Source organism: Streptomyces sp. NPDC107522, from assembly GCF_055657525.1.
Window position 1 is genome coordinate 57,371 of the sequence record NZ_JBVKAU010000019.1, and the last position, 25,492, is coordinate 82,862.

General features: G+C 71.0%; 24 protein-coding genes. 22 read left to right on the top strand and 2 right to left on the bottom strand.

The genetic code is table 11. The annotated features are described in order from the left end of the window. Positions 1–35: 35 nt before the first annotated feature. The 21 genes from ACZ7L6_RS37190 (at position 36) to ACZ7L6_RS37290 (ending at position 22,770) form a co-directional block, all read left to right on the top strand. Positions 36–974, top strand: a complete 939-nt coding sequence (locus tag ACZ7L6_RS37190; protein WP_471931830.1) for a glycosyltransferase — start codon at positions 36–38, stop codon at positions 972–974. An 85-nt stretch (positions 975–1,059) separates the two neighbouring features. Beyond that, positions 1,060–2,310 carry a nucleotide sugar dehydrogenase gene (locus ACZ7L6_RS37195; RefSeq protein WP_471931832.1) on the top strand — a complete coding sequence of 417 codons (1,251 nt, stop codon included), beginning with the start codon at positions 1,060–1,062 and terminating at the stop codon, positions 2,308–2,310. Then, positions 2,307–3,254, top strand: a complete 948-nt coding sequence (locus ACZ7L6_RS37200; RefSeq protein ID WP_471931834.1) for a sugar phosphate isomerase/epimerase family protein — start codon at positions 2,307–2,309, stop codon at positions 3,252–3,254. Before ACZ7L6_RS37195 ends, ACZ7L6_RS37200 begins: the two co-directional genes overlap by 4 nt. Beyond that, positions 3,247–4,446, top strand: a complete 1,200-nt coding sequence (locus ACZ7L6_RS37205; RefSeq protein WP_471931836.1) for a DegT/DnrJ/EryC1/StrS family aminotransferase — start codon at positions 3,247–3,249, stop codon at positions 4,444–4,446. Before ACZ7L6_RS37200 ends, ACZ7L6_RS37205 begins: the two co-directional genes overlap by 8 nt. Continuing rightward, positions 4,443–5,483, top strand: a complete 1,041-nt coding sequence (locus ACZ7L6_RS37210; RefSeq protein WP_471931838.1) for an NAD-dependent epimerase/dehydratase family protein — start codon at positions 4,443–4,445, stop codon at positions 5,481–5,483. Before ACZ7L6_RS37205 ends, ACZ7L6_RS37210 begins: the two co-directional genes overlap by 4 nt. Then, a complete protein-coding gene (locus ACZ7L6_RS37215) occupies positions 5,480–6,715 on the top strand; it encodes a DegT/DnrJ/EryC1/StrS family aminotransferase (RefSeq protein ID WP_471931840.1) in 1,236 nt (411 codons plus the stop codon). Before ACZ7L6_RS37210 ends, ACZ7L6_RS37215 begins: the two co-directional genes overlap by 4 nt. Beyond that, a complete protein-coding gene (locus ACZ7L6_RS37220) occupies positions 6,708–7,643 on the top strand; it encodes a GNAT family N-acetyltransferase (RefSeq protein WP_471931842.1) in 936 nt (311 codons plus the stop codon). Before ACZ7L6_RS37215 ends, ACZ7L6_RS37220 begins: the two co-directional genes overlap by 8 nt. After that, a complete protein-coding gene (locus ACZ7L6_RS37225) occupies positions 7,640–8,323 on the top strand; it encodes a WbqC family protein (protein WP_471931844.1) in 684 nt (227 codons plus the stop codon). Before ACZ7L6_RS37220 ends, ACZ7L6_RS37225 begins: the two co-directional genes overlap by 4 nt. Beyond that, positions 8,320–9,063: a PIG-L deacetylase family protein gene (locus tag ACZ7L6_RS37230; protein ID WP_471931846.1), complete on the top strand. Its 744-nt coding sequence runs from the start codon at positions 8,320–8,322 to the stop codon at positions 9,061–9,063. Before ACZ7L6_RS37225 ends, ACZ7L6_RS37230 begins: the two co-directional genes overlap by 4 nt. A 3-nt stretch (positions 9,064–9,066) precedes the next feature. Further along, positions 9,067–10,521: an aldehyde dehydrogenase family protein gene (locus ACZ7L6_RS37235; RefSeq protein ID WP_471931848.1), complete on the top strand. Its 1,455-nt coding sequence runs from the start codon at positions 9,067–9,069 to the stop codon at positions 10,519–10,521. Between the two features lie 112 nt (positions 10,522–10,633). After that, positions 10,634–11,716 carry an LLM class flavin-dependent oxidoreductase gene (locus ACZ7L6_RS37240; protein WP_471931850.1) on the top strand — a complete coding sequence of 361 codons (1,083 nt, stop codon included), beginning with the start codon at positions 10,634–10,636 and terminating at the stop codon, positions 11,714–11,716. Further along, entirely contained in the window at positions 11,713–12,882 is a 1,170-nt protein-coding gene (locus tag ACZ7L6_RS37245) for a LuxE/PaaK family acyltransferase (protein ID WP_471931852.1), read from the top strand. The genes ACZ7L6_RS37240 and ACZ7L6_RS37245 overlap by 4 nt, the downstream gene beginning before the upstream one ends. A gap of 41 nt (positions 12,883–12,923) precedes the next feature. Further along, positions 12,924–13,826, top strand: a complete 903-nt coding sequence (locus tag ACZ7L6_RS37250; protein WP_471931854.1) for an alpha/beta hydrolase family protein — start codon at positions 12,924–12,926, stop codon at positions 13,824–13,826. Between the two features lie 5 nt (positions 13,827–13,831). After that, positions 13,832–14,632, top strand: a complete 801-nt coding sequence (locus tag ACZ7L6_RS37255) for a class I SAM-dependent methyltransferase (protein WP_471931856.1) — start codon at positions 13,832–13,834, stop codon at positions 14,630–14,632. Positions 14,633–14,688: 56 nt separating this feature from the next. Further along, positions 14,689–16,239, top strand: a complete 1,551-nt coding sequence (locus tag ACZ7L6_RS37260) for an alpha/beta hydrolase (RefSeq protein ID WP_471931858.1) — start codon at positions 14,689–14,691, stop codon at positions 16,237–16,239. Then, a complete protein-coding gene (locus ACZ7L6_RS37265; RefSeq protein WP_471931860.1) occupies positions 16,236–17,846 on the top strand; it encodes an MFS transporter in 1,611 nt (536 codons plus the stop codon). The genes ACZ7L6_RS37260 and ACZ7L6_RS37265 overlap by 4 nt, the downstream gene beginning before the upstream one ends. A gap of 28 nt (positions 17,847–17,874) precedes the next feature. Further along, complete coding sequence (locus ACZ7L6_RS37270; RefSeq protein WP_471931862.1) at positions 17,875–18,414, top strand: flavin reductase family protein; 540 nt, start codon at positions 17,875–17,877, stop codon at positions 18,412–18,414. Between the two features lie 131 nt (positions 18,415–18,545). After that, complete coding sequence (locus ACZ7L6_RS37275; protein WP_471931864.1) at positions 18,546–19,988, top strand: GuaB1 family IMP dehydrogenase-related protein; 1,443 nt, start codon at positions 18,546–18,548, stop codon at positions 19,986–19,988. A 90-nt stretch (positions 19,989–20,078) separates the two neighbouring features. Further along, positions 20,079–20,576, top strand: a complete 498-nt coding sequence (locus tag ACZ7L6_RS37280) for a GNAT family N-acetyltransferase (RefSeq protein WP_471931866.1) — start codon at positions 20,079–20,081, stop codon at positions 20,574–20,576. Positions 20,577–20,807: 231 nt separating this feature from the next. Next, a complete protein-coding gene (locus tag ACZ7L6_RS37285; protein WP_471931868.1) occupies positions 20,808–22,307 on the top strand; it encodes an amino acid permease in 1,500 nt (499 codons plus the stop codon). A 10-nt stretch (positions 22,308–22,317) separates the two neighbouring features. Further along, on the top strand, positions 22,318–22,770 hold the full coding sequence (locus ACZ7L6_RS37290) for an Lrp/AsnC family transcriptional regulator (protein ID WP_433037648.1): 453 nt from the start codon (positions 22,318–22,320) through the stop codon (positions 22,768–22,770). 77 nt (positions 22,771–22,847) lie between these two features. Here the strand turns inward: ACZ7L6_RS37290 and ACZ7L6_RS37295 are convergent, their stop codons facing one another. After that, positions 22,848–23,309, bottom strand: coding sequence for a hypothetical protein (locus ACZ7L6_RS37295; protein WP_471931870.1), 462 nt, complete (start codon positions 23,307–23,309; stop codon positions 22,848–22,850). Between the two features lie 290 nt (positions 23,310–23,599). Here ACZ7L6_RS37295 and ACZ7L6_RS37300 point away from each other — a divergent pair, with 290 nt between their 5' ends. Beyond that, positions 23,600–24,799 (top strand): MFS transporter, encoded by a 1,200-nt coding sequence (locus ACZ7L6_RS37300; RefSeq protein WP_471931872.1) that lies wholly within the window; start codon positions 23,600–23,602, stop codon positions 24,797–24,799. Here the strand turns inward: ACZ7L6_RS37300 and ACZ7L6_RS37305 are convergent. Then, complete coding sequence (locus ACZ7L6_RS37305; RefSeq protein ID WP_471931874.1) at positions 24,768–25,310, bottom strand: Repetin; 543 nt, start codon at positions 25,308–25,310, stop codon at positions 24,768–24,770. The two genes, ACZ7L6_RS37300 and ACZ7L6_RS37305, sit on opposite strands and share 32 nt — an antisense overlap. Positions 25,311–25,492: the final 182 nt, after the last annotated feature.

A 25,492-nucleotide genomic window follows, 5' to 3' on the forward strand; every position in this document is an offset into this window, starting at 1 on the left:
AGGCCGTCAGAGCGGGCCACGACCTTAGGGACAACATGAGCCGCACACTCGACGAGCACCACACCGACTCCGCCGACAGCGTCGACCTCAGCTTCGTGATCCCCATGTACAAGGAGGAGGCCATCGCCCGGGAGGCCGTGGAACGGGCGGTGCGGGTCGGCAAGAACTGGGGCCGTTCCTTCGAGGTGCTCGCCGTCGACGACGGCAGCACGGACTCCACCCCGCGCATCCTCGCCCAACTGCGGGCCACCACGCCGGAGTTCCGCTGGGTCCAGCTGCGCCCGAACTGCGGGCAGCCCGCGTCGAGCAAGGCGGGCATGCTCGCCGCTCGCGGCGCGATGGTCTGCGTGCTCGACGCCGATATGCAGACCCCGCCCGAGGTGGTACCGCAACTGGTCGCCGCGCTGGAGCAGGAAGGGCCCGAGGTCGCCGCGGTGTTCGGCGTGACGTCCACCCGCAAGCGCGACGATCCGGCGCGGCTGCTGGTCGGCCAGGCGGTCTTCTACTTCCTGGAGACCCGGTTCGGCCGGCACCCGATCCCGCACGGTGCCAGTTCGTTCTTCGTGATGCGCCAAGACGTCGCCCGCAGACTGGGCGACCTGACGTTCACCAAGGGCAATGTCGGCGCGATCATGGCCGCGCTCGGGCTCGGCATGCGCACGGTCACCTACGTCAAGCCCAAGAGCTACCGCGACGACTCCCGGCTGGGCCTGCGTGGCCATGTCGAGGAGGCGGTGGGCTCGCTCGCGCTCACCGGTGTGCTGAGCCGGTTCGGTGTGGCGGGCGGGGCGGTCGCCGCGCTCGCGGGCGCCCGGTCCGGGTCGCGATGGTTCCGCGTGGCCGCCGGGCTGGCGGCGGCGACGTCCCTGGGGTCGGTGGTCGCCGCGGAGCGGTTCAACCGGCGCTCCCTGCAGGTTTCCACCACCGAGCTGCCGATCTTCGAAGGCGATGCGGCGGTCGCGGAGCAGGTCTGAACACCCGGAAGTCCACCACGGGCAGTGCCCTCGCCACGTCCAGGGCCGGACGCTGCCACAACCGATTACGACGAAAGGGGGGAACGTGCGAGTCGCAGCCATCGGGCAGGGGTACGTAGGTCTGCCGCTTTCCATCGCCATCGCGTCCTCGGGCCACACCCTGTACGCGGTCGAGATCGATCCCGCCCGGTACGAGTCACTGCGGGCCTGCCGGTCGTACCTCGTCGACGTCACCGACGAGGAACTGCGCAGAGAGACGGAGAACAACCGCTACCTGCCGGTGTCGGACCTGGCCGACGTGCCGGAGGTCGACATCTACGTGATCTCCACGCCCACTCCGCTGACCGAGGAGAAGAGGCCCGATCTCACCTACCTCGACCGGGCGCTGGCGCAGGTCGCCGAGGTCGCCAGGCCGGGAGCCCTGGTCGTGATCGAATCGACGATCTTCCCCGGCGCGACACGCACGCACATCGCACCGCTCTTCGAGCGGCTCTCCGGGCTGAAAGCGGGCGTCGACGTGTTCTTCGCCTACAGCCCGGACCGGGTCGACCCCGGCCGCGACGCCGTGCTCAGTGACGTGCCCAAGCTGGTCTCCGGCCTCGACGCCCAGTCCCTGGAAGCGATCAAGAATTTCTACGGGACGGTCTTCAAGGAGGTCGTACCGGTCTCCAGCTGCGAGGTGGCCGAGTTCACCAAGCTCTTGGAGAACACCTTCCGCTATCTGAACATCGCCTTCGTCAACGAGCTGAGCAAGGCGACGTCGGAGATGAACATCAGCCTGCGCGAGGTGATCTCCGCCGCCTCGACCAAGCCGTTCGGATACATGCCGTTCCACCACGGTCCCGGCGTCGGCGGGCACTGTCTGCCCAACAACGTGCACTACCTCAACCACGCCCTGAGCTCCGCGGGACACAAGAGCGAGCTGCTCAACGCGGCGGCCGAGATCAACGACTCGATGCCGCGGCATGTGATGCAGCGCTTGGCCGCGTCACTGGAGCGGCAGGGCAAGAGTCTGCAGGGCGCGACCGTGCTCATCCTCGGTGTCGCGTTCAAGTCGGGCGTGGCGGACTCGCGCAACTCGCCGGCGTTCGCCATCGCCGCCGAACTGGTCAGCATGGGCACCACGGTCAAGGTCACCGACCCCTGGCTGGGCATCGACATGGTCTCCGACACGTACACCGCCGTCGAGCTGACCGCGGAGGAATGCCGCGGCGCCGACGCCGTACTGCTGGTGACCGACCACGAGGAGATCGACTACGAGACGGTGCTCGCCTCGTCGAATCTGATCTTCGACTGCCGGGGCATGCTCAACGCGGCGGAGGTCGAGCAACTGTGAGCGGCGCACCTGCGACGCTGCGGCTGACCTTCGACGGCCTGCGGCGCGCACAGATCGACACGCAGTGGGCCCGCGAACTCGGCGGGCTGGAGGCCTACGTCTTCGACGGCGACGACATCGCGGACGAGGACCAGTGGCGGGTGCTGGGCGAGAACCTGCGCCACGCCCTCGACATCGGCGCACGGGCGCTGACCATGCATTTCCCGACGGAGAACGCTAACTGGGTCGCCGACCGGGCCGCCTACGACCGACTGCGCCGGTTCTGCGACCTGGCCGCCGAGGTGGGTGCGCGCGGGGTCGTGCTGCACGCGAACCAGTTCGTCTCCCTGGACGACTGGCCCGCGTTCGATCTTCCCGGGGCCCGAGCCAGGGTGGTGGACCGGGTCGCCGAACTCGACGATCACCTGGGCGACGCGCCGATCTGGATCGGTGTGGAGAACATGCCGATCATCGGTGCGCAGGGGATCGACTTCGACTCGGTGTTCGTGCGGCCGGAGGACTTCGCACCGCTCGCCGACCTCGGTTCGCGCCGCATCGGGGCCACTTGGGACGTCTGCCACTGGGCGGTGTCGTACTCGACGCTCACCGCGATGGCGCGGCTGGAGCAGCGAGCGGACCCCGTGCCGCCGTTCGAGCTCCCCGCCCTGCCGATCAAACACGTGCACTTCGCGTCCTTCTCCGGGCACGCCATGCCGACCTGGCCGGGGGAGTGCCTCGAAGGCGTGCCGCCGGTGGCCGGCGACATCTCGCCCGACCTGCTCGCGGGCATGCTCGCCGCCGCACTCGACGCGGCGACCGCCGCCGGGGGAGAGGTCGGAGTCGTCCTCGAGGTGCAGGAGAGCGACTACGAGAGCCGGAAGAACTGCTGGGCGACCTACGACTGGCTGGCGTCCGAACCCCGACTGGCCGCGCGGCTCGACTGTACGAGGAGGGCCGATGTCTGAGCCCGAACTCCCCTACGCCCGCCCCCACTGGGACGCCGAGGAAGCCGCGGCCCTGATGACGACGCTGGAGTCCGGGTTCTGGACCAACGGCAGCCAGGTGCTGCGGTTCGAGGCGGAACTCGAGCGGGTGACCGGCGCGCCCACGGTCACGCTGTCGAGCGGAACGGCCGCGGTCTTCGCGCTGCTGCACGCGCTGGGGCGTTCGGTGCCCGGGCCGAAGCTGCTGGTGTCACCGGCACTCAACTTCGCCGCGGCGCCCGCGTCGGCAAAGCTGCTCGGCTGGGACGTGGCCCTGTGCGACGTGTCCGCCGACGACCTCACCGTGTGCCCCGCGAGCCTCGGTGAACTGCTGGACCGCGTACACCGCGACTACGCCAGGATCGTGGTGCTGCCCGTGCACTACGCGGGCCACAGCGCCGACATGCCCGCGCTGTCGGCACTGTGCGGGCGCTACGGGGCGGACCTCGTCGAGGACGCCTGCCACGCGGTCGGCGGCACCTACGACGGCACACTGCCGGTGGGCTCCTGGCCGGACTCCCTCGCGGCGTACTTCAGCTTCCATCCGACCAAGCCGATCGCGACAGGCGAGGGCGGCGCGGTGAGCACGGCGGACCCGCGTCTGCTGCGGGAGCTGCGCGGGCTGCGCAACCACAACATGTCGCCGGTCGAGTCACACACCGGCGATCACGATCCATGGCCGTACTCGATCCCGGAGCCCGGCCTGAACCTGCGCCTGTCGGAGTTCCACGCGGCCGTCGGGGCGGTGCAGGCGGGCAGGACGGAGGAGTCCCGGCGGGAGCGCGCCCGGCTGGCCGCCCGCTACCACGACCGGCTGCAAGGACTGCCGTTCGTACGCGCCGTGCCCGCGCGGCAGCGCGCCGGGTCCGCGCACCATCTGTTTCCCGTCGTGTTCGACGTCGACGGCCTGAAAACGTCCAAGAAGGATCTGCTGGCCGCTTTTCTCACCCGGCGGATCCGGTGCCAGGTGCACTACACGCCGCTGCACCGGCTGCCCGCGTTCGCCGGCATCGCCCCACGGCTGACCACGTCGTTCACCACCGTGGACGCCGCCCTGCCCGGGCTGGTCTCGCTGCCGCTGTGGCGCGGGATGACCGACGACGACTGCGACCGGGTCATCGACGCCGTCGCCGGCATCGTGCACGGATCGACTCACGCGAGGGGGAGGGCATGAGCAACGGGCACACCGCGCCGCGCACTTTGATCACCGGGGGATTCGGCTTCCTGGCCACCTGGGTCGCCGCCGGCCTGGTCCGGTCGGGCCACCAAGTGGTGCTGGTCGACAACCGGGAGCCCGAGGGCACGCCCGTGTGGCTGTCGGGGCTGCTGGGCGAAGCCGCTGTGCAGACCGGCAGGGCCGACATCACCGAGCGCGGGTCGCTCGACCGGTTCGGCGAGGTCGACCACGTGATCCACGCCGCGGCGCTGCTCGGCGTGAACAAGGTGCGCAGCGCGCCCCGCGAGACCCTGCGGGTCAACGTGGACGGCACCGCCGTCGCCCTGGACTACGCCGCCCGCAATCCGCGCCTGCGCCGCTTCCTGCTGCTGAGCACCAGCGAGGTGTACGGCAGCGAGGCCAAGGGCGCCGAGGAGGGCGAGTGGCTGTCGGTGCGCACCGACGACCCGCGCTGGTCCTACGCCGTCAGCAAGGTCACGGCCGAGTCGATGACCGCGGCCTGGGGCACCGAGGACGAGCTGCCGTTCGCGATCGTGCGGCCCTTCAACGTCTACGGTCCGCTGCGCACCGGCGCCTACGCGGTCGGGGCCCTGGCGGCACAGGCCGTGGCCGGGCGGCCGATCACCGTGCACGGCGACGGCTCGCAGTCGCGGGCATGGTGCCACGCCGAGGACTTCGCCGCAGGCCTGGTCCGCGCGCTGCACGCGCCGGCGGCCGTCGGACAGGCCTTCAACATCGGCGACGACACCAACGACGTGACCGTGGCGGAACTGGCCAGGCTGACCCGCGACATCAGCGGCTGCCAGGCCGGCATCCGGCAGATACCGCACACCGGCCCGGACATCCAGTCGCGCAAGCCGGACCTGACCAAGGCCCGCACCCTGCTCGGCTACCGGCCGCGCCGCGACTTCCGGACGGGACTGCAGGAGACGATCGAGTGGGTTCGCGGGGGCTGCGGCGAACTGCCGCTGCGCCTGGAGCGCACCGACTGGCCGCAGTGGACCGGCGACATGGCGGGGGCACGGCAGCCGTGATCCTCGACCAGACCGAGCTGTCCGACCTGTGGTACGCGCCCCCGCCGCGCCGCCCGGTGGGCTACCTCCACCCGTCGCGCATGGCGGCGGGCCGCTTGGCCGCGACCGTGTGCGCGGCGGCCCGCCCGCGGCGCACCCGGACGGGCCTCGCCGCCCGGCTGCGTGAGCACGCCGGACGCAAACGGTGCGTGCTGACCGCGACCGGACGCGCCGCGCTCGCGCTCGCGGTGCGGCAGACCGGCGCGGACGAGGCCGTGCTCTCCACCTTCAACTGCCCGGCCGTGGCGGACGCCGTCCTGGCGGCGGGTGCGCGGCCGGTGCTGGTCGACGCGGACCCCGTGCGGGGCCCCGCGTTCACCTCGGTCGACCTCACCGGCCGCGCGGTGGTGCTGACCAACGGGCTGGGCCTGGACGAGTGGTCGGCCCACGCGGCGCGGATCGCCGAGCGCGGCGGCACGGTGGTGCTCGACCTGGCCCAGGCCAGTGTCTCGCCCGCGGTGCTGCGCCGGTTCCGCGAGGCCGGCTGCCCGATCGTGCTGAGCTTCGGCGAGGGCAAGCCGCTCGGCGGACTCGGCGGCGGCGCGCTGCTCACCTCGGCGCCGGTCGCCGACACGGGAGGGCTGCGGCACGGCGGGGAACTCGCCCCCCTGCGGCGGGCGGTGGCCTCGCGGCTCGTGGCTCACGCGCCGGGTGCCGTCCGCGGCGCGGTACAGCGCGCCCAGACCCGCACGCCCGGCTGGTCGTACACCAAGGCGGACCATCTGCCGACCGAGGCGGGCCGGGTGCGCCAGGACGATCCGTCCCGCTGGGAGGTCGCGTCGGCGGCCGCACTGCTGCGCACCGCGTCCGGTGTGGCGGAGGATGCCGCGGCCCTGCACGAGCGGGTCCGCGCCGCGGTGTCAACGAAGCTGACCACTTGTCAGCCAGTCGCTGCCGACCCTGACTTGGGGCCCGGTATCGAGCTGCTGTTCCGGCGGCCCGGACAGCGGTTCCTGTTCGCGCGGGCGCTGGCCGAACAAGGGGTGCCCAGCACATGGAACTACTACCCGCTGCACCGGCTCGCCCCGTACGCCCGGTTCGCGCCCGGGCCGATGCCGGCCGCGGACGCGCTGTGGCCGCGGGTGCTGACGGTGGCCAAGCAGCCGCAGCCGCGGCTGACGGCAGGGCTGTTGGTGAACGCGCTGATCGCGGCCGACCGGTCGGTGCGGGACCAGGAGGCCGATCGTGGCTGAACTGCGGGAGAAGGCCACCGTGTCGGTGCTGTCGGAGTCCGCGTGGGACGCTCGGCTGGCGGCCGCGCGGGCGGCGCTGCCGTTCGCGCAGCGGCGCTGGCTCGCCCTGGGACTGGCGGACGCGCCACAGCTGCGGTTCGTGCCGACGGCGGTGCGGTGGGGCCAGGCGGACGAGGTGCTGGTGCCGTTGTGCGTATCCGGCCGGCGGGCGCAGATCGGCTGCTACGGCTACGGGGCGCCGGCCGGGTCCGCCATCCGGCGGGGCGGGCCGGTCGGTTTCGCCGAGCTGGCCGAGGCCGTGTGCCGCGACCAGGGACTGGCGGAGCTGACCACGCTGCTGCCGCCGGCCGGCGCTTGCCCCGACTTGGAGCGGCAGATCGGGCACTGGCCCACCCGGCCCGGCCGGGATACCTACCTCCTGCGCCTCGCCGAGGGCGCGCAGGCGTTGTGGCAGGCGGCCAGGGGCAGTTGCCGGACGGCCGTCCGGCGGGCGGACGCGCTCGGTCTCGTCGCGTCCCCCGCGGCGGACGGGCACGAGGCCGACCTGCTGCGGCTGCACCGGCAGACGCTGGCACGGCACGGCGTGGAGTCGGCCGTGAGCGCCTCGGACCTGGCCTTCCTCATCGGCGGCGACCACGCCGTCACCACGGTGGTCGCCGACGACGACGGGGTCCACGCGGCATCGGTGTTCGCCGTGGGCGGGACGGGCGCGTTCCACATCATGCAGCTGACCTCCGAGCGCGGGCGCAGCGCCAACGCAGGACACCTGGCGTTCTGGTCGGCGGTCACCGAGCTGGCCGACCGCGGCGTCGGCACGGTCGATCTCGGCGCGGCGGCCGGCGAGGGCCACAAGAGGTTCAAGACGGGCTGGGGTGCGGTGCCCGCGGCGGCACGCGCCGTCCACTGGCGGAACGGGGCGGCCCGATGATCATCAGCGCACATCAGCCGGCCTACCTGCCGTGGCTGGGCTACTTCGCCAAGATCGCCCGCTCGGACCTGTTCGTGCTGCACGACCGCAGCCGGATCGGCCGGCGGAACATGCTCAACCGCAACAAGATCGGCGGCCCGTGCGGCGAACTCCTCCTGACCATTCCCCTCGCCCATGAGGACCTGCGGGCCGAGCGGCCGATCGACGAGGTGCGGCTGGTCGACGACGGCTGGCGGCGCAGGCACTGGAAGGCCGTCCAGATGGCCTACCGCCGGTCCCCGTACTTCCGGCTGCACGCGGACTTCCTGGAGACCTACTACGCAACGGAGTTCGCCACGCTCAACGACGTGTGCCTGCCGTTCATCGACTACTGCCTCGACCAGCTCAAGATCGACTGCCCGGTGCACCGGATCTCCCGGCTTCAGCTGCCCGAGTTCGATCGCCAGACGATCATCCCGCTGCTGTGCGAGAAGTTCGGCGCCGACACGTTCATCGCGGGGCCACAGGCGGTCAACTACCTGGATCCCACAGGTCTGGAGGGCATCCGGATCGACTACTTCCACTACGCGCACCCGGTCTACCCGCAGGCGGGCGACAGCTTCCTCTCACATCTGTCCGTGCTGGACCTGTTGATGAACTGCGGGCCGGAGAGCGCCGACATAGTCAGGGGGACGCCATGAGCACGGTGCTCGCCGTCGTCGCGCACCCCGACGACGAGGTGATCGGCCCGGGCGGCACGCTGGCCCGGCACGCCGAGGCAGGCGACGAGGTCCACGTACTGATCCTCGCCGAGGGCAAGACGTCGCGGACCGACGACCCCGATCCCGAGGCCAGCGCGGCACTGTCGGCCCAGGAGACGGCACAGTCCTGCGCGGCCCTGGGCGGCACCGCCGTTCACCGGCTCGACCTTGCCGACAACCGGCTCGACACCTACCCGCTGCTCACCCTGGCGCAGCAGGTCGGCGCGCTCGTCGAACGGCTCGCCCCGCACACCGTCTACACCCACCACAGCGGCGACCTCAACATCGATCACGAGCTGACGGCCCGCGCCTGCATGATCGCTTGCCGGCCGCACGCGAGTCCGGTGCGCTGGCTCCTGGGCTTCTCCACGCTGTCGGCGACCGACGCCGGCTACGCGGGCCGCGACCCGTTCGTGCCCGCGCTCTACAGCGACATCACCGACACGCTGGAGCGCAAGCTCGACGCGATGCGCTGCTACGCGTCGGAACTACGGGACTTCCCGCACCCGCGCTCACTGAAGGCGATCGGTCTGCAGGCCGAACTCTTCGGCGCGCACGCCAACACCGCCGCGGCGGAGGCATTCAGCGTGCTGCGCGGCACCTGGGACCCGCACCGCGGCGGTTGGGACCCGCCCAGCGGCACCTCGGGACCACACATCAGTCAGTCGAAGGAGGTGTGACCTGTGATCGGTCACGCGGCGCCGGTGGCGCCGACGAAGGTGAAGAACCATCCGTTCATGGTGTGGGGGGAGCGTGTCGAGCCCGACGCCGACGCCCGCGTACTGGAATTCCCCAACGGCGCGAAGACCGCGATCCCGCGGCTGACCCCGGCGCTCGCCGACCGGCTGCACCGCCCTCCGACCGACCTCGCCGAGACCCCGCTGCAGGAGATCGTCGCCTACCTCAACCGGATCGGTCACCTGTGGAACAACGAGGAGTACGCGCGCCGCAGGCTCTACATCCGCGAGCTCAAGCGGATGCACGGCTACTCGCAGCAGATGGCCGACGCCGAGGCCGACCTGATCTCGGCGACGCTGCGGGCCCACGGACACCTGCACGACATGGTGGCCGTGGAGCTGGGCCACCGGCAGATCATGGACCGCTGGATTCCCCGTGAGGACGCCGAGGTGCGGGCCTATCCGCGCGGTCGCAGCGTGCACATCCTGCCGGGGAACGTGCCGTACTCGACCACGGTTTCGCTGGTCCGCGCGCTGCTGACCAAGAACACGTCGGTGCTCAAGTACGCCGCGGGCGAGCCCGTCACCGCGGTGGTGCTGGCGCAGAGCTTCACCGACATCGACCCTCAGCACCCGGTGACCCGGTCGGTGAGCGCGGTGTTCTGGGAGCGGGACAGCGAGTTGGGCCGGCAGGTCCTCGCGGACGCCGAGGTGATCTGTGCGTGGGGCGGTGCCGAGGCGGTGAACGCGGCCTACCGGAACTGCTCGCCCGAGGCGATCGTGGTCCCCTACGGCCCGCGGCGCAGCTTCACCGTCGTCGGCAAGGACGCCGACCTGGCGCGGGCCGCCCGCGGCATCGCGCACGACGCGTCGATGTACGAACAGCGCGCCTGCTTCTCCACGCACCAGGTGTTCACCGACGCCGACCCCGAGGAGTTCGCCGACCGGCTCGAGAGCGAACTGGTGCGCTACGAGGACATGCTGCCGCGCACATCGGTCACCCCCGACGAGGCCGCCCAGGCGTCGATGGAGGTCGCCGCCCAGCAGTTCCTCGGACAGCGGGCCCGTACCGGCTCCTGGGGGTCGATCCTGATCACCGACCCGGCCACGGTCACCGAACTGCCCAGCGCCCGCACGGTGTTCGTGCATCCGGTGGCGGACCTGGCCGAGGTGGCGCAGTGGGTCGATCCGACGGTGCAGACCGTCGGTCTGGCCCCGTGGTCGCTGCACGAGCGGCTGCGGGACGAGCTGGCCCGACGCGGCGCGTGCCGATTCGTCGAGGCCGGGCTGTCGCCGCTGTTCCGGCTCGGCGGCTCGCACGACGGCCTCCAGCCGCTGCAGTTGATGACCCGGATGGTCTCGGTCGAGGCTCCACGACTCGACTACGGCAAGGGGATGGTCGTGCCGATCGACCAGTCGGAGTTCCTCGAGCACCGCCGGCTGCGCGATCTGCTGATGTGACGGACCACATCCAAGTCCCGCCCGCACGCAGCCGGTTCATGCCCTTCCACAGGCCCCTTCCCGGCCCTTTCGAGGGCCCTTTCCACGGACGACTGACCAGAGGAGAAAAGTGATGGACATCGGTGTGATGCTGACGACGGCCCACCCCGACCACTGGACCGAGACCGAGGTCTTCGACAACTCGATCGACTTCGCCGTAGCGGCCGACGAGCTCGGCTACCAGTCGGCGTGGCTCCTGGAGCACCACTTCACCCGTTACGGCCTGTGCCCGAACACGCTGACCATGGCCGGCTACGTGCTCGGCAAGACCAAGCAGATCAAGGTCGGCACGGCGGTGGTCATCCTGCCGCTCGACCACCCCATCCGGATCGCCGAGCAGACCAACATGCTCGACCAGCTCAGCCACGGCCGGTTCATCCTGGGTGTGGGGCGCGGTTACTTCCCGAAGGACTTCGAGGCCTTCGGCGTCGACCCGGCCAAGTCGCACGTCCTGCAGACCGAGTACGTCGACGTCATCCGCAGCATCTGGGAGACCGGCAGCGCCAAGTGGGAGGGCCAGGAGATCACCCTGCCCGACGTGACGCCGTACCCCACGCAGTACACCCGGCCGAACCCGCCGATGTACGGCGTGGGCCAGTCCCCGTCGACGATCGAGTGGGCCGCCTCCCGCGGACTGCCGCTGATCATGCCGGTCATCGGGACGTACGAGGCGATGCGCTCCATCCTCGACCTCTACAACGAGACCGCGGACAGCCACGGCATCGACCCGACCACCGTGCCGCACGCCATGTGCACCGTCGCCCACGTCGCCGAGACCACCCAGAAGGCGCGGGACGAGATCTGGAAGCACATGTGCTGGTGGGAGCAGGAGCACGACGACGCCGCGTTCACCATGGAGCAGCTCCAGAAGCTGCCGAACTACCGGTTCCAGTACGGCGAGTGGCAGGCCGCCGCGCTGCGCGGCGACCGCACCAACGCCGACTTCACCAACTACATGCTGGACAACAGCATCGTGGGCAGCGTGGAGGAGTGCGTGGACCGCATCGGCCGCACCATGGAGGCCACCGGTGTGCGCAACTTCCAGCTCGGCGTGGAGGCCACCCTCAACCACGACCGGATCATCGAGAACATGAACATGTTCGCCGAGGAAGTTCTGCCCCGGATCGGCTGGAAGCCGAGCGGAGCCGCCTCGTGACCACCCCGACCGGCGCCGGGCCGCGCCCGGCCGGCCCCCTGACCGGCTCCGAGTTCGCCGAACTCGACCGGCTGGTCTTCGAGGAGGACGACTGGTGGGCGATGTCCAGCGCGGAGCAGGCCGCGCTGCGCCACCGGTTCATCACCGCGGCGGTGGCGCACCACCTGGAGCACAACGCGGACTACCGTCGGTTCGCCGAGGCCGCTGGGTTCACCCTCGCGGACCTCGGCGACCCCGCCGCCCTGCCGCGCGTGCCGCAGTTCCCGACCCGGATGTTCAAACGCGCGGAGATCCGCAGCGTGCCCGCGCACGACTGCGACGTCTTCAAGTCCAGTGGCACCAGCGGCATCCAGAGCATGGTCTGGCGGGACGAACCGTCCCTGGAGCGGCTGGCCGGCTCGCTGCGTCCCGAGGGGGACATCTGGCGCACCCTCTACGGCGACATCGATCTCGACGACGACGGCGAGATGGTGCACCTCGGTCCGCACCGGCACGAGGCCGACGGCGTGTGGATCAGCTACCTCATGACGCTGGTCGAGATGTTCGCCGCCACCCGCTCCTACGTTCACGACGGGGTGCTGCGGCTGCAGGACGCCGTCCACGACGTGAGCAGCTCACTGGCCGACGGCCGGTTCGTCTGTGTGGCGGGTCCGCCGGTGTTCGTGGCCGAACTGCTGCGGCACATGTCGGACAACAGCATCAAGCTGTCCGCGGGCGAGAGGATGGCGGTGATCACCGGCGGCGGCTGGAAGAAGAACGAGTCCACCAAGCTCGACCCGGACGAGCTGCGCTCGCTCGCGATGGACACTTTCGGGCTGGCCTCGGCGTCCCAGGTGCGCGATGTGTTCAACCAGGTCGAGCTGAACACGGCGTTCATCGAATGCGAGTACCACCGCAAGCACGTGCCGCCGTGGGTCGAGGTCATCGTGCGCGACCCGTACGACCTGTCCCCGGCCCCCGCCGGGCAGGTCGGTCTCATGTCCTATCTGGACCCGACGGCGCGCAGCTACCCGTGCTTCCTGCTGGCGGAGGACTTCGGAACCGCCGAGACCGACACCTGCCCGTGCGGGCGCAACGGCACCACGGTCGACATCCACCGCAGGATGCGGACCTCCAGCCACCACGGCTGTGCCCTGCGCCTCGCCGAGACGGTGCGGACCGCCTGACCGGCAGGACGGACAACCCACACATCAACGGAGGGAGAGCCATGTCGACCGAGTGCTTCGACGTGAAGACCAAGGACGGCCGGACCGTCGCGGTATGGCGGGACAGCCCGCCGGACAAGGACGCCACCGGGCCCGTCGTCGTCATGGCGCCGGGGTTCGGCCAGCGGATGCGCAGCTCCGGGGTGCTGGCCCTGATGCTCGTGTACAACGGCGCCACCGTGTACCGGTTCGACGCGCTGGACCACGTCGGGCTCAGTGACGGCGAGATCGTCGACTACTCCATCACCCAGCTGATGGAGGCCCTCACGGCCGTGGTCGACACCGTGTGCGCACGCGAGGGGGTGGAGTCCGTCTCGATGGTCGCCACCAGCCTGTCGGCACTGCCGGTGCTGCAGCTCGCGGCGGACAAGAAGTGCGCGGACAACATCGCGCTGATGCTCGGCGTCGTCAACGGCAGGCAGACCCTGGTCAAGGTGCTCGACGTCGACTACCTGGACTGGGAGTTGGACGCGCTGCCCGCTCGGGTGCAGATCGACAAGCACTCGGTGGACCCGCGCCCGATCGTCGCGGAGACCAGGACCGTCGACTGGTGGGAACTGTCCGCCACGATCGACGCGCTGTCGGTGCTCAACGTCCCGGTGCGCAACTTCGTCGCCGCCGACGACGACTGGGTGGACATCGCAGACGTGCGCAAGGCGTTCGAGGCCGCGGGCCTCGACCAGCACCACATCGTCGAGGTCGCGGTCTCGGGCCATGCGCTGCTGCGCAACCCGGTGGCACTCAAGGCGTTGCTGACGGACGTCACCCGCAGCCTGGTCGGCGGTGACGACGAGCCGGTCATGCCGAGCTTCGAGGAGATCGTGTCGCTGCGCGGCTCCGAACGCGAGCTCGAGCGCCGCCATCTGGCCTCCCGCACCGGCGGCCGGACAGAACCCACGGAGTAGGGCTGATGAAGGTGGATCCGGCAACGCATGACGGCGGCGGGACGGCGGCCGACCCGGCAGGAGACTCGACCCTCATGGATGCCGCGTACAGCGGTGTCTACGGCGAGATCTACCGTACCCACTGGTGGTGGCGTGCTCGCGAACACCAGGTGCTGCACTACGTCGGCAAGCACGGCCGGTGGAACGGCCGCCGCGCGAAGATCCTCGACGTCGGTTGCGGCGACGGGTTCATCTGGCGGCGGCTGGAACCCTTCGGCGACCTGGAGGGGATAGAGCCGGACCGCGTGCTCGTGGCGCCCGATTCACCGCGGCGCGACCGCATCGAGGTCGCGGACTTCGTGCAGGGGCGGCCGCGCGGCGCCGACCACGACCTGGTGCTGATGCTCGATGTGCTGGAGCACATCGACGACCAGGGCGCGGCGCTGCGCAGGGTGGCATCCCTGCTCGGCCCCGACGGCCGGGGCGTCATCACCGTCCCCGCGCTCATGGCGCTGTGGAGCGAGTTCGACGAACTGAGCGGCCACTTCCGGCGCTACACCCGCGCATCCCTGCGGACCGCGCTGGAGAGCGCGGGGCTGCGCGTGCTGGAACTGCGCTACTACTACGCGTGGACGGTGCTGCCGCTCTTCCTGCGCCGGCTGTTGTTCAAGGCGGACGCCTCGGAGCACAGCCACTTCGTGAAGGCCCCGGCGCGGCCGGTCAACCAGCTGATGTACCGGCTGAGCCGCATCGATCACTGGCTCACCCGCCGACTGCCCGCGCCCGCCGGCAGCTCACTCATCGCCGTGGTCGCCAGAGCCCGCTGACACCGGATCCGGGAGACGGCGAACCGATGAAACGACACAAGGACGAAGGAACAGACATGTCCGAAGAACCTGTGCGGTGGTCCCGGCGCGTCCGGGCGGTCACCGTCGCGGCGTGCACCGCCGCACTCGCAGTGGTGCTGCCGGGTTCGGCCGGGGCCGAGGAGCCGAGCGCTGCCACCGCGGAGGCTATCGCCTGGGCCGACTGCGGCGAGGGATCGGTGCCCGGCGCCCAGTGCGCGGCGATACAGGTGCCGCAGGACTGGACGAAGCCCGACGGGAGGAAGATCACCCTCGCCCTCTCCAGGCTCCCCGCCCGGGACCAGGAGAACCGGATCGGCCCGCTGCTGTTCAACCCCGGCGGTCCGGGAGGCTCCGGCGCGGCCGTGGTGGCCTACAGCGACCTGCTCACCGCCGCTCCCGAGTTCGAGGCGCTGCGGGACCGGTTCGACCTGATCGGGTTCGATCCGCGCGGCGTCGGTCGGAGCACGCCGCTCACCTGCCCGAAACCGCTGCACGACCCCGCGGTCAGCAAGTTCCCGCGCACCCGCGCCGCGTTCGAGGAGCTGAAGCGGTTCAACCGTACGGCGGGGCAGGCATGCCGTGACGCGACCGGCCCGCTGATCGACCACGTCGACACCGCGAGCGTCGTCTCCGACGTCGAGGCCCTGCGCCAGGCCCTCGGCGCCGAGAAGATCTCCTGGCTGGGACTGTCGTACGGGACCGAGATCGGCTCGCTGTACGCCCAGCGCCATCCGGACCGGGTCCGGACGATGGTGCTCGACGGCGTCGTCGACCACAGCCGGCCGGCCCGCCTGGCCGCGGTCGACGAGGCCCGCGCCACCGAGAAGGCGCTGCGGCGCTTCGCCGACTGGTGCCGGGGCGACGGGAGTTGCGCACTGCGCGGCACCGACGCGGTCGCCGTGTACGACGCGGTCATGCACCGGGCCGGGACATCGGGCATTCCCGCGGCGGCCCTCGGCCGCGACGCCAACGCGGAGGAACTCGCGGCCGGCGCGTACACCTACCTGACCCAGCCGTCGACGTGGCCGCACCTGGCCGGTGCGCTCGCGGCAGCTTCAGGACAGGCCGGGGCCGCCGACGCCACGAACCTGGTGGCCCCCGCGTCGTTCCTCCAGCCGGAGTACCCCGCGTACCGGACCGTGGGCTGCCACGACTTCGCGCCGAACACCCGCGGATTCCTCGACATGCGGACGCAGGCCGCCCACCTGCGGGCGATCGCCCCGCACACCTGGCGCTACTCGGAGTTCTGGGACTGGACCAGCGGCTGTCTGGACTGGCCGGTGGCCGCCGCCAATCCGCCCGCCCCGCTGAAGGTCCGCGGCGCACCGCCGATCCTGCTGGTCAACACGCGGTTCGACCCGGCAACCCCGTACCGGTGGGCCCAGCGGGTCGCGGCGAAGATCGACGGCGGCCGGCTGCTCACCGTCGAGGGCGACGGCCACACCGGCATCCTCAACTCCGCCTGCGCCCGCGCCCACGAAGCCGAGTACCTGCTGACCGGGAAGACGCCCGCGGCGGGTACGACGTGCGCCGCGTCGCAGTCGGCCGCGGTCACCCGGGCGATCACCGGAGGCGGTCCGCGGTGACCGGGACCCCCGGCGCACCCTCCGCCCGAGATGCCGAGGTCACGCACGGCAAGGCCACGCACGAGGAGTGGCTCGGCCTCGTGGTGATCGTGCTGTGCTGCGTGCTCGTGGCGATGGACATCAGTGTGCTGTTCTACGCGGTGCCCTTTGTCGCGGCCGATCTCGCCCCCACCACCTCCGAGGTGCTGTGGGTGATGGACATCTACGGATTCCTGCTGGCGGGCCTGCTGATCACGATGGGTGCGCTGGGGGACCGGATCGGGCGGCGCAGACTGCTCCTGTTCGGGGCGGCCGGGTTCGGTGTCGCGTCGGTTCTCGCGGCCTACTCGAGCAGTCCCGGACTGCTCATCGCCAGCCGGGCCCTGCTGGGGGTGGCCGGCGCGACGCTGGCGCCGTCCACGCTGTCCCTGATCCGCAACATGTTCCACGACGAGGGACAGCGCCGCGCGGCGATCGGTCTGTGGACCGCGGGGTTCGCCGCCGGCGCGATGCTCGGCCCGATCACCGCCGGCCTGCTCCTCGAGCACTTCTGGTGGGGCTCGGTGTTCCTCATCAACGTGCCGGTCATGCTGCTGGCGATCGTGCTCGGCCCGATCCTGCTGCCGGAGTACCGCAGCCCCAGCCCGGAGCGGTTCGACCTGCTCAGTGCGGCACTGTCGCTGGCGGCGGTCCTCCCCGTCGTCTACGGCGCCAAGCGGTTCGCCGAGGGCCACCTCGACGGGAGGGCGGTCGTGGCGGTCGTCGCCGGATTCGCGGTCGGGGTGCTGTTCATCCGCCGCCAGCGCCGCTCACCCGACCCGCTCATCGACACCAGGCTGTTTCGTGACCGTGCGTTCAGCACCGCCATCGCCACCACCACGGTGGTGCAGTTCGCGATGCTCGGCATGATGATGCTCACCTCGCAGTACGCGCTGTCGGTGCTGGGGCTGCGGCCCTTGGTCGCGTCCCTGTGGCAACTGCCGGCGGTCGCCACGCTGTTCCTCGGGCTCACCGCGGCGGGAGTGCTGGCCCAACGGCTGCGGCCGGTGTTCGTGATGTGCACCGGTCTCACCCTCGCCGGTGCGGGCTTCGCGGTGATGAGCCTGGTGGAGTCGGACGACGGGCTCGCCGTCATCGTGACCGGCGCGAGCATCATGACCTTCGGCGTGGGCATGGTCGTCCTGCTCGCGACCGATGTCGTGGTCGCCACCGCGCCACGGGAGCGCGCGGGGTCGGCGTCGGCACTGTCGGAGACCAGCAACGAGTTCGGCGGCGCCGTCGGCATCGCGATGCTCGGAAGCATCGCGCTGACGGTGTACCGCCGCGAGGTGACGGACGTCATCCCTCCCGGTCTGCCGCCCGAGGCGGCTGAGGCGACGCGCGCCACGCTGCAGGCGGCGGTGAAGGTCGCCGAGACCCTGCCGGACCCGGCGGGCGCGGCACTGAGGCAGGGCAGCATCGAGGCGTTCACCGACGGCTTGCAGGTCGCGGTGCTCACCGGATCGGCGATCTTGCTGGTGGTCGCGGTGGCGGCAGCGATCGCACTGCGACCGGTGCACATCGACGCGCACCGACGGCAGGAGGACGCGCACCAAACCAAGGAAGTCGCGCACCGACCAGAGGAATGACGAGGAACGACATGAACGGGACCCGGCCATGACCATCGACGGGACGGCCCTGCGTACCGCCCTGCGACCCTACGCATCAGGGGTCGCGGTGCTCACCGCCGCGGACTCCGCCGGCCCCGCAGGGGTGACCGTCACCTCGCTGACGTCGATCAGCACCGAACCCGCACTGGTCTCCTTCGCCCTGGCCGACACCTCCTCGACCTGGCACCGGATCAAGGACAGCCGCTGGTTCGCCATCCACATCCTGGCCGGGGACCAGGTGGAGCTGGCCAGACGCTTCGCCGCCCGCGGCGTCGACCGGTTCGCCCTTCCCACCCGCTGGCACACCGGGCCCCATGGCGTCCCCCTCCTCGACGACTGCCTGTCCTGGCTGGTCTGCTCCCGCTACGACCGCATCCGGCTGGGAGACCACCACCTGGTCGTGGGCGCCGTGGACCACGCGCAGAGCGGCGCGAGCGGGGACAGCCTGGTCCACCTCCATGGGGCCCTGCAGCCGGTCGCCCCTGTCGCCCTCACCGAGGCGAGCGTTCTCGCCCGTCCCGCCTCCCCGCTTGGAGGTTCCTCCTAACGCACCTCTGACCTGCTCGTATGAAGCGACCGTGCATCGCATTCCGGTCAGCATGGGACAATGAAGTACGTGCTCTTCCCCCTGGCTGACCTGTCCGGGGGCCACCTCTGATCGACTGGGATGTGCAGCACGTGCGTTTCCTCAATGACATCCAGCCCGCGTACGACCTGACGTACGACGACGTCTTCATGGTCCCGAGCCGCAGTGCGGTCGGCTCGCGGCAGGGCGTGGACCTCAGCTCCCCGGACGGCACGGGCACCACGATCCCGCTGGTCGTCGCCAACATGACCGCCATCGCCGGCCGCCGTATGGCCGAGACGATGGCCCGGCGCGGCGGCCTGGTGGTCATCCCGCAGGACATCCCGATCGACGTCGTCACGGACGTCATCTCCTGGGTGAAGAGCCGCCACCACGTCCTCGACACCCCGATCGTGCTGGCCCCGCACCAGACCGTCGCCGACGCGCTGGCCCTGCTGCCCAAGCGCGCGCACAACGCCGGTGTGGTCGTCGACGAGGACTTCAAGCCGATCGGCGTGGTCACCGACTCCGACCTGTCCGGCGTGGACCGCTTCACCCAGCTCGAAGTGGTCATGTCCCGTGACCTGCTGCTCCTCGACGCGGACCTCGACCCGCGCGAGGCCTTCAACACCCTCGACCACCACAACCGGCGCTACGCCCCGGCCGTCGACAAGGACGGCCGCCTCGCGGGCATCCTCACCCGCAAGGGCGCCCTGCGCGCCACGCTGTACACGCCCGCCGTCGACGCCAACGGCAAGCTGCGCATAGCGGCCGCCGTCGGCATCAACGGCGACGTCGCGGGCAAGGCCAAGCAACTGCTCGACGCGGGCGTCGACACGCTCGTCATCGACACCGCGCACGGCCACCAGGAGTCGATGATCTCCGCGATCAGGACGGTGCGCGCGCTCGACCCGCAGGTGCCCATCGTCGCCGGCAACATCGTCGCCGCCGAGGGTGTCCGGGACCTCGTGGAGGCCGGCGCCGACATCATCAAGGTCGGTGTCGGACCGGGCGCCATGTGCACGACCCGCATGATGACCGGCGTCGGCCGGCCGCAGTTCTCGGCGGTGCTGGAGTGCGCGGCCGAGGCGAAGAAGTACGGCAAGCACGTGTGGGCCGACGGCGGTGTCCGGCACCCGCGTGACGTCGCCATGGCGCTGGCCGCCGGTGCTTCCAACGTGATGATCGGGTCCTGGTTCGCGGGCACGTACGAGTCGCCGGGCGACCTTCAGCACGATGCCCAGGGGCGCGCGTACAAGGAGTCCTTCGGTATGGCCTCCGCGCGTGCCGTGCGCAACCGCACCTCCGAGGAGTCCGCCTACGACCGCGCCCGCAAGGCGCTGTTCGAGGAGGGCATCTCCACCTCCCGCATGTTCCTCGACCCGGCCCGGCCGGGCGTGGAGGACCTGATCGACTCGATCATCGCGGGCGTGCGGTCGTCCTGCACGTACGCGGGTGCGGGCTCCCTCGAGGAGTTCGCCGAGAAGGCCGTCGTCGGCATCCAGAGCGCGGCCGGGTACGCGGAGGGCAAGCCGCTGCACGCCAGCTGGAGCTGATGGCTCAACGCCCTTGGAAACGGCCCCCGTTGACCCGCTCGCCGGGAAAGCCGGGGGCCGTTTCGCATGCCCAGGCCCTACGGTCGGGGCATGGAGATCACCGTCTGTACCGCCCCGGATGTCGCCCTGCTCGACCGGCACATGGGCTCGCCCGGCAGGACCTCGTTCCACGCCCGGCGATTCGCGCGCCAGGAGGTGGGAGAGTGCACGTATCTCGTCGCCTGGCTGGACGGGCGTCCGGTGGGGCACACCGAGATGCGCTGGATCGGCTGCGACGCTCCCGAAGTGCGCGAGGTACGGCCCGGATGTCCTGAGATCGGCGGGCTGGCCGTCTGGCCCGAGGAACTCCGCTCGCGAGGTATCGGCAGCGAACTGATCCGAGCAGCCGAGGGCCTGGCCCGGGAGCGAGGTCTGGCGCAAGCCGGTATCGGCGTCGCGGTGGACAACCCGCGAGCAGCCGCCCTCTACGCCCGCCTCGGTTATCGGCCCCTGATCGAGTACCTCGACCGCTACTCGTACGAGGACGTCGACGGCGCGACCCGTGAGTGCGTCGACCCCTGCACGTTCCTCGTCAGAGAACTTCGCTGAGCACCCTGTATGCAACGGTCGAAAGTCACCGCGCAACGAACCCCCACCCAGCCCCGATGAACGCAATGATCTTGCGGGCACACGCAAGGTTGCTGCATTACAACGGCAACGCCCCTCCTCATAGGCTGTCGCCTCGTACGTGGCGTGGCGGGAACCCCGCTCGTGGGTTCCTGCTCGCAGGGATGCCGTCGGTTCCCGCCGCCCTGAATGGCAGCGATAAGGAGCCAGCGCGTGCTCGACCAAGGCGCACCCCCGCAGAACAGAAGCCAGACCGCCGCCCCCGCGTCCCCCGGCGTCGGCGCGCGCCTGATGCGTCGCAAGCCCGTGGAACACCTGGTCGCAGAGGGTGGCCAGGGCGAGGGAGGGTCCCTGCGGCGCTCCCTGGGCCTGTGGCAGCTCACCATGATCAGCATCGGTGCCACGCTCGGCACCGGCATCTTCGTCGTCCTCGGCGACGCCGTCCCCGAGGCCGGCCCCGCGGTCACCCTGGCCTTTGTGATCGCCGGTCTCACCGCGCTGTTCTCGGCCCTGTCGTACGCCGAGCTGGCCGGCAGCATCCCGGTCGCCGGCTCCTCGTACTCGTATGCGTACGCAACGATGGGCGAGCTCGTCGCCTGGGTCTGCGGCTGGTGTCTGGTGCTGGAGTACGGCGTCTCGGTGGCCGCCGTCGCCGTCGGCTGGGGCGAGTACCTCAACGAACTGCTCGACGGGACCATAGGCGTCACCATCCCCTCCGTGCTGTCCTCGGCGCCCGGTGAGGGCGGCATCATCAACCTGCCCGCCCTGATCGTCGTCCTGCTGGCGATGGTGTTCCTGCTCGGCGGTGTCCGCGAGTCCGCCCGCGCCAACACGATCATGGTCGCGGTGAAGATCGCCGCGCTCGTGCTGTTCTGCGCCGTCGGCTTCATGGGCTTCAAGTCCGGCAACTACGCCGACTTCATGCCGCTCGGCATGGCGGGCGTCAGCGCCGCGGGCGCCACGCTCTTCTTCTCCTACATCGGCTTCGACGCCGCCTCCACCGCCGGTGAGGAGGCGAAGGACCCCAAGCGGGACCTGCCGCGGGCGATCATGCTGTCGCTGATCATCGTGACCGCGCTGTACGTGCTCGTCGCGGGTGTCGCCGTCGGTGCCTGGAACTGGAAGAAGTTCGAGGGCTCCGAGGCCTCCCTCGCCGCGATCATGAATGACGTCAGCGGCAAGTCCTTCTGGGGCACCCTGCTCGCCCTCGGCGCGGTCATCTCCATCGCGAGCGTCGTCCTCACCGTGCTCTACGGCCAGACCCGCATCCTCTTCGCGATGTCCCGCGACGGCCTGGTGCCCAAGGCGCTCGGCAAGGTCAACGCGAAGACCGGCGCGCCCCGCCTCAACACGGTGATCGTGTCCCTGTTCTGCGCCGCGCTCGCTGCCCTCATCCCGCTGGGCAAGCTCGTCGACGCCACCAGCATCGGCACACTGTTCGCCTTCGCGCTGGTCAACATCGCCGTCATCGTGCTGCGTTACAAGCGGCCGGAGCTCGAGCGCACGTTCAGGGTGCCGTTCGGGCCGGTGCTGCCGGTGCTGGGCTTCCTGTTCTGCGCGTACAACATGTTCAGCCTCGACACCGTCACCTGGGTCGTCTTCGGGTGCTGGATGGCCGCCGGTCTCGTGTTCTACTTCCTGTACGGCTATCGCCGGTCCCGTCTTGCCGCGGCAGACGCAGCAGACGTACCAGTCGCATCAGAAGTGAAGTGAACCACCCGCAGTGCTGAACGATCTCGACGAACGCATCGTGCACGCCCTCGCCGAGGACGCCCGCCGCTCCTACGCGGACATCGGGCAGCTCGTCGGCCTGTCCGCGCCCGCCGTGAAACGGCGCGTGGACCGGCTGCGCGCCACCGGGGCCATCACCGGCTTCACCGTACGGGTGGACCCGTCGGCCCTCGGCTGGGAGACCGAGGGGTTCGTCGAGATCTACTGCCGGCACAACACCTCTCCCGACACCATTCGGCGGGGGCTGGAGCGCTATCAGGAGGTCGTGGCCGCGTCCACCGTCACCGGGGACGCGGACGCGATCGTGCAGGTCTTCGCCTCCGACATGCGTCACTTCGAGCGGGTCCTGGAGCGGATTGCGGGGGAGCCGTTCGTGGAACGGACCAAGTCGGTGCTCGTGCTGTCGCCGTTGCTGCGGCGGTTTTCTTCCGGGTCGCCGACGTAGTGTTTTGTCCGCGGGCTGGTGGGGGCTTGTCGCGCCCGCGCGGCGGTAGCCGCATATTCAATGCAGCCCCGCGCCCCTCATAGGGCGCTGTCCGACCGCAGCCGTTTCAGCATGCGGCGTACGAGCACTGCGTGGCCGCCCGTGCCGATGACGAGCCGTCGGTACACGGCTCCCGCCGGGCCGGGAAAGCTTGCCCGGGTCTCGGCCCGCACCCGGGTTCGTCCGGGGCCTGCCTCGTCCAGGCGGAAGACCAGGGCGTACGACGAGAAGCGGTGACCTCCCACGAGGGCCAGCTCCCGGCCCGGGTCCGCCACGGCCACCCGGAAGCCGCGCAGAGTCGATCCCACGGCCAGTGGGCGGGGTCCGGAGGGCGTGCGGTCGGCGCAGCCGAGCCAATGCACGACGCCCACGGATCGTCCGCGCGAGAAGGTGCGGTCCATCATGTCGGCCAGCTCCCGCCACACCTTGTCGGCGTCAGAGGCGACGACCGTCGTGTGCTCGTCGACGAACGGCAGGGCGGGGATGTCAGTGGCGTCCATGCGGGTCCCTTCGGCAGGCGGGTGGGGCTTCCGATCGGCAGTCTTGTACGCGGACACGGGCGACGGCCTCCTTCGCCGGGCCGATGCTCGTCGCCGCTCGGCGGAGCCGTGCCTCCTCCCCGGCGGAGGGCGCCAGGGCGGACGGCCCCCGATTTTCCCTGCACAGCCGAGCCCCATCCGCCTACCATCGGTGTCATGACCTGGCGACATTGATCCACCAGCCGTGCCTCCCGAGGGCCGCCTCGGATGCCGTACCTCCGGCGTCCGAACCGCCCTTACGGGAAGGCCTCATGACACTCTCACCTGCACGCGTGCCCACCGCCGGAGTCCGGCGCCTCGCGGCCACGCTGTACGGCTACATGTTCCTGGACGACTTCGTCCTGCTCTACCCGGTGTACGCGCTGCTCTTCACCGACACCGGACTGTCGCTCTGGCAGATCTCCTCGCTGTTCGCCCTGTGGTCGATCACCGGCGTCCTGCTGGAGGTGCCCTCCGGCGCCTGGGCCGACGCCGTCTCGCGCCGGCTGCTGCTGTGGCTCGGCCCGCTGCTCACCGCCGTGGGCTTCGCCCTGTGGGTGCTGGTCCCGTCGTACTGGGCCTTCGCGGTCGGCTTCGTCCTGTGGGGCGCGCGGGGCGCCCTGGGTTCCGGTGCGCTGGAGGCCCTGGTCTACGACGAGCTGGACCGGCTCGGCGCGGCCGGGCAGTACGCGCGCGTCATAGGCCGGGCCAGGGCGGCGGGCCTGATCGGCGTCATGGCGGCGATGGCCGCCGCCGGGCCGGTGTTCGCCTTCGGCGGCTACCCGGCCGTGGGCGCGGCCAGTGTGCTGGCCTGCCTCTCGACGGCGGCGATGGGCGCTCGCTTCCCGGAGAACCGGGGTTCGGCGAGTGAGGGCGACGGGGAGGACTGGGCCGCGACGCTGCGGGCCGGACTCGCCGCCGCCCGGGGTGACCGCTCCCTGCGGGGAGCGGTGCTGCTCGTGCCGGCCGTCGGCGCCGTATGGGGCGCGCTCGACGAGTACACGCCGCTCCTGGTGCGGGAGACCGGCGTGACCGACGGACTGGTTCCCTATCTGCTCCTGCTGATCTGGACCGGAGCCACGGCCGGTGGTCTGCTGGCCGGTCCGGCCGAACGCCTCAGTACCGGCGGACTGGCGTGGCTGCTCACGGCCGCCGCGCTCGCCCTGGCCATGGGCGCCCTGTCCGGTACACCGGTCGGCATCGGCCTGGTGGCCCTCGCCTTCGGCGGCTTCCAGCTGGCGACCGTCCTCGCCGACGCCCGGCTCCAGCACTGCATCGAGGACACCGGCCGGGCCACGCTCACCTCGGTCGCGGGGCTGGGCACCGAGCTTGCGACGGTCGCCGTGTACGGCAGCTACGCGGTCCTCGGCGGAGCGGCCGCCCACGGCACCGTGTTCGCGCTGCTCGCGGTGCCCTACCTGCTGACCGCGCTGCTGCTGACTAGAGCTCGGGACGCCAAGGCACGACCGTGAAGTCACCCGTCCCCTTCTCGACCTTCTCGAAGGGGGCGGAGCTCACGCACTTGGGCGGCTCCTGCCCGGCGCCGGGACGGCCCGTCGCGGCCCAGCTGTAGCCGAGCCGGTCATGGCGGCCGAGGTCGTGGACGGTGACGCCGACCCGCTTGCCCTTGGCGCCCGGCAGGTCGGAGTCGGTGATGACACCGGAGACGACGGCCACCTTGCCGCCGGTGATCAGGCAGTCGACCTCGGCCCTGGCCCAGGCGCCGAAGTCGTCCCGGTAGTGGCTGAACTCGAAAGTGCCGGCGGCCTTCATCGGGTCGCCGGTGTCCTTCGCCGCCAGATGCGCATCGAAGGAGAACGTGATGTCGTCCCCGGCCGAGCGGTACAGCTCGGCGGTGCCGGTGAGGGCCGCCGCCTCCCGCTGCTGCGGCCCGTCCGTCGCGGTGGCGGCGGGGCCGACGGTTCCGGCGGTGAGCAGCAGCAGCGCACAGCAGAGCACGACAGTCCTCGTACGGCGGTTCATGGCGGTCCTTTCCGCAGGTCAACCGGACAGTCACCACTGTCGCGGCAGCGCGCCCCGGCCACATCGCACCGAGGACGGGACCCCGCCTCCGCCGTACGGCGGGGACACCCGCGCGCCCCTCCGCTGCGAGGAGGACCGGACCTCCGCCCGAGGGCGCGCAACGAATCACCGCCGGACGCATG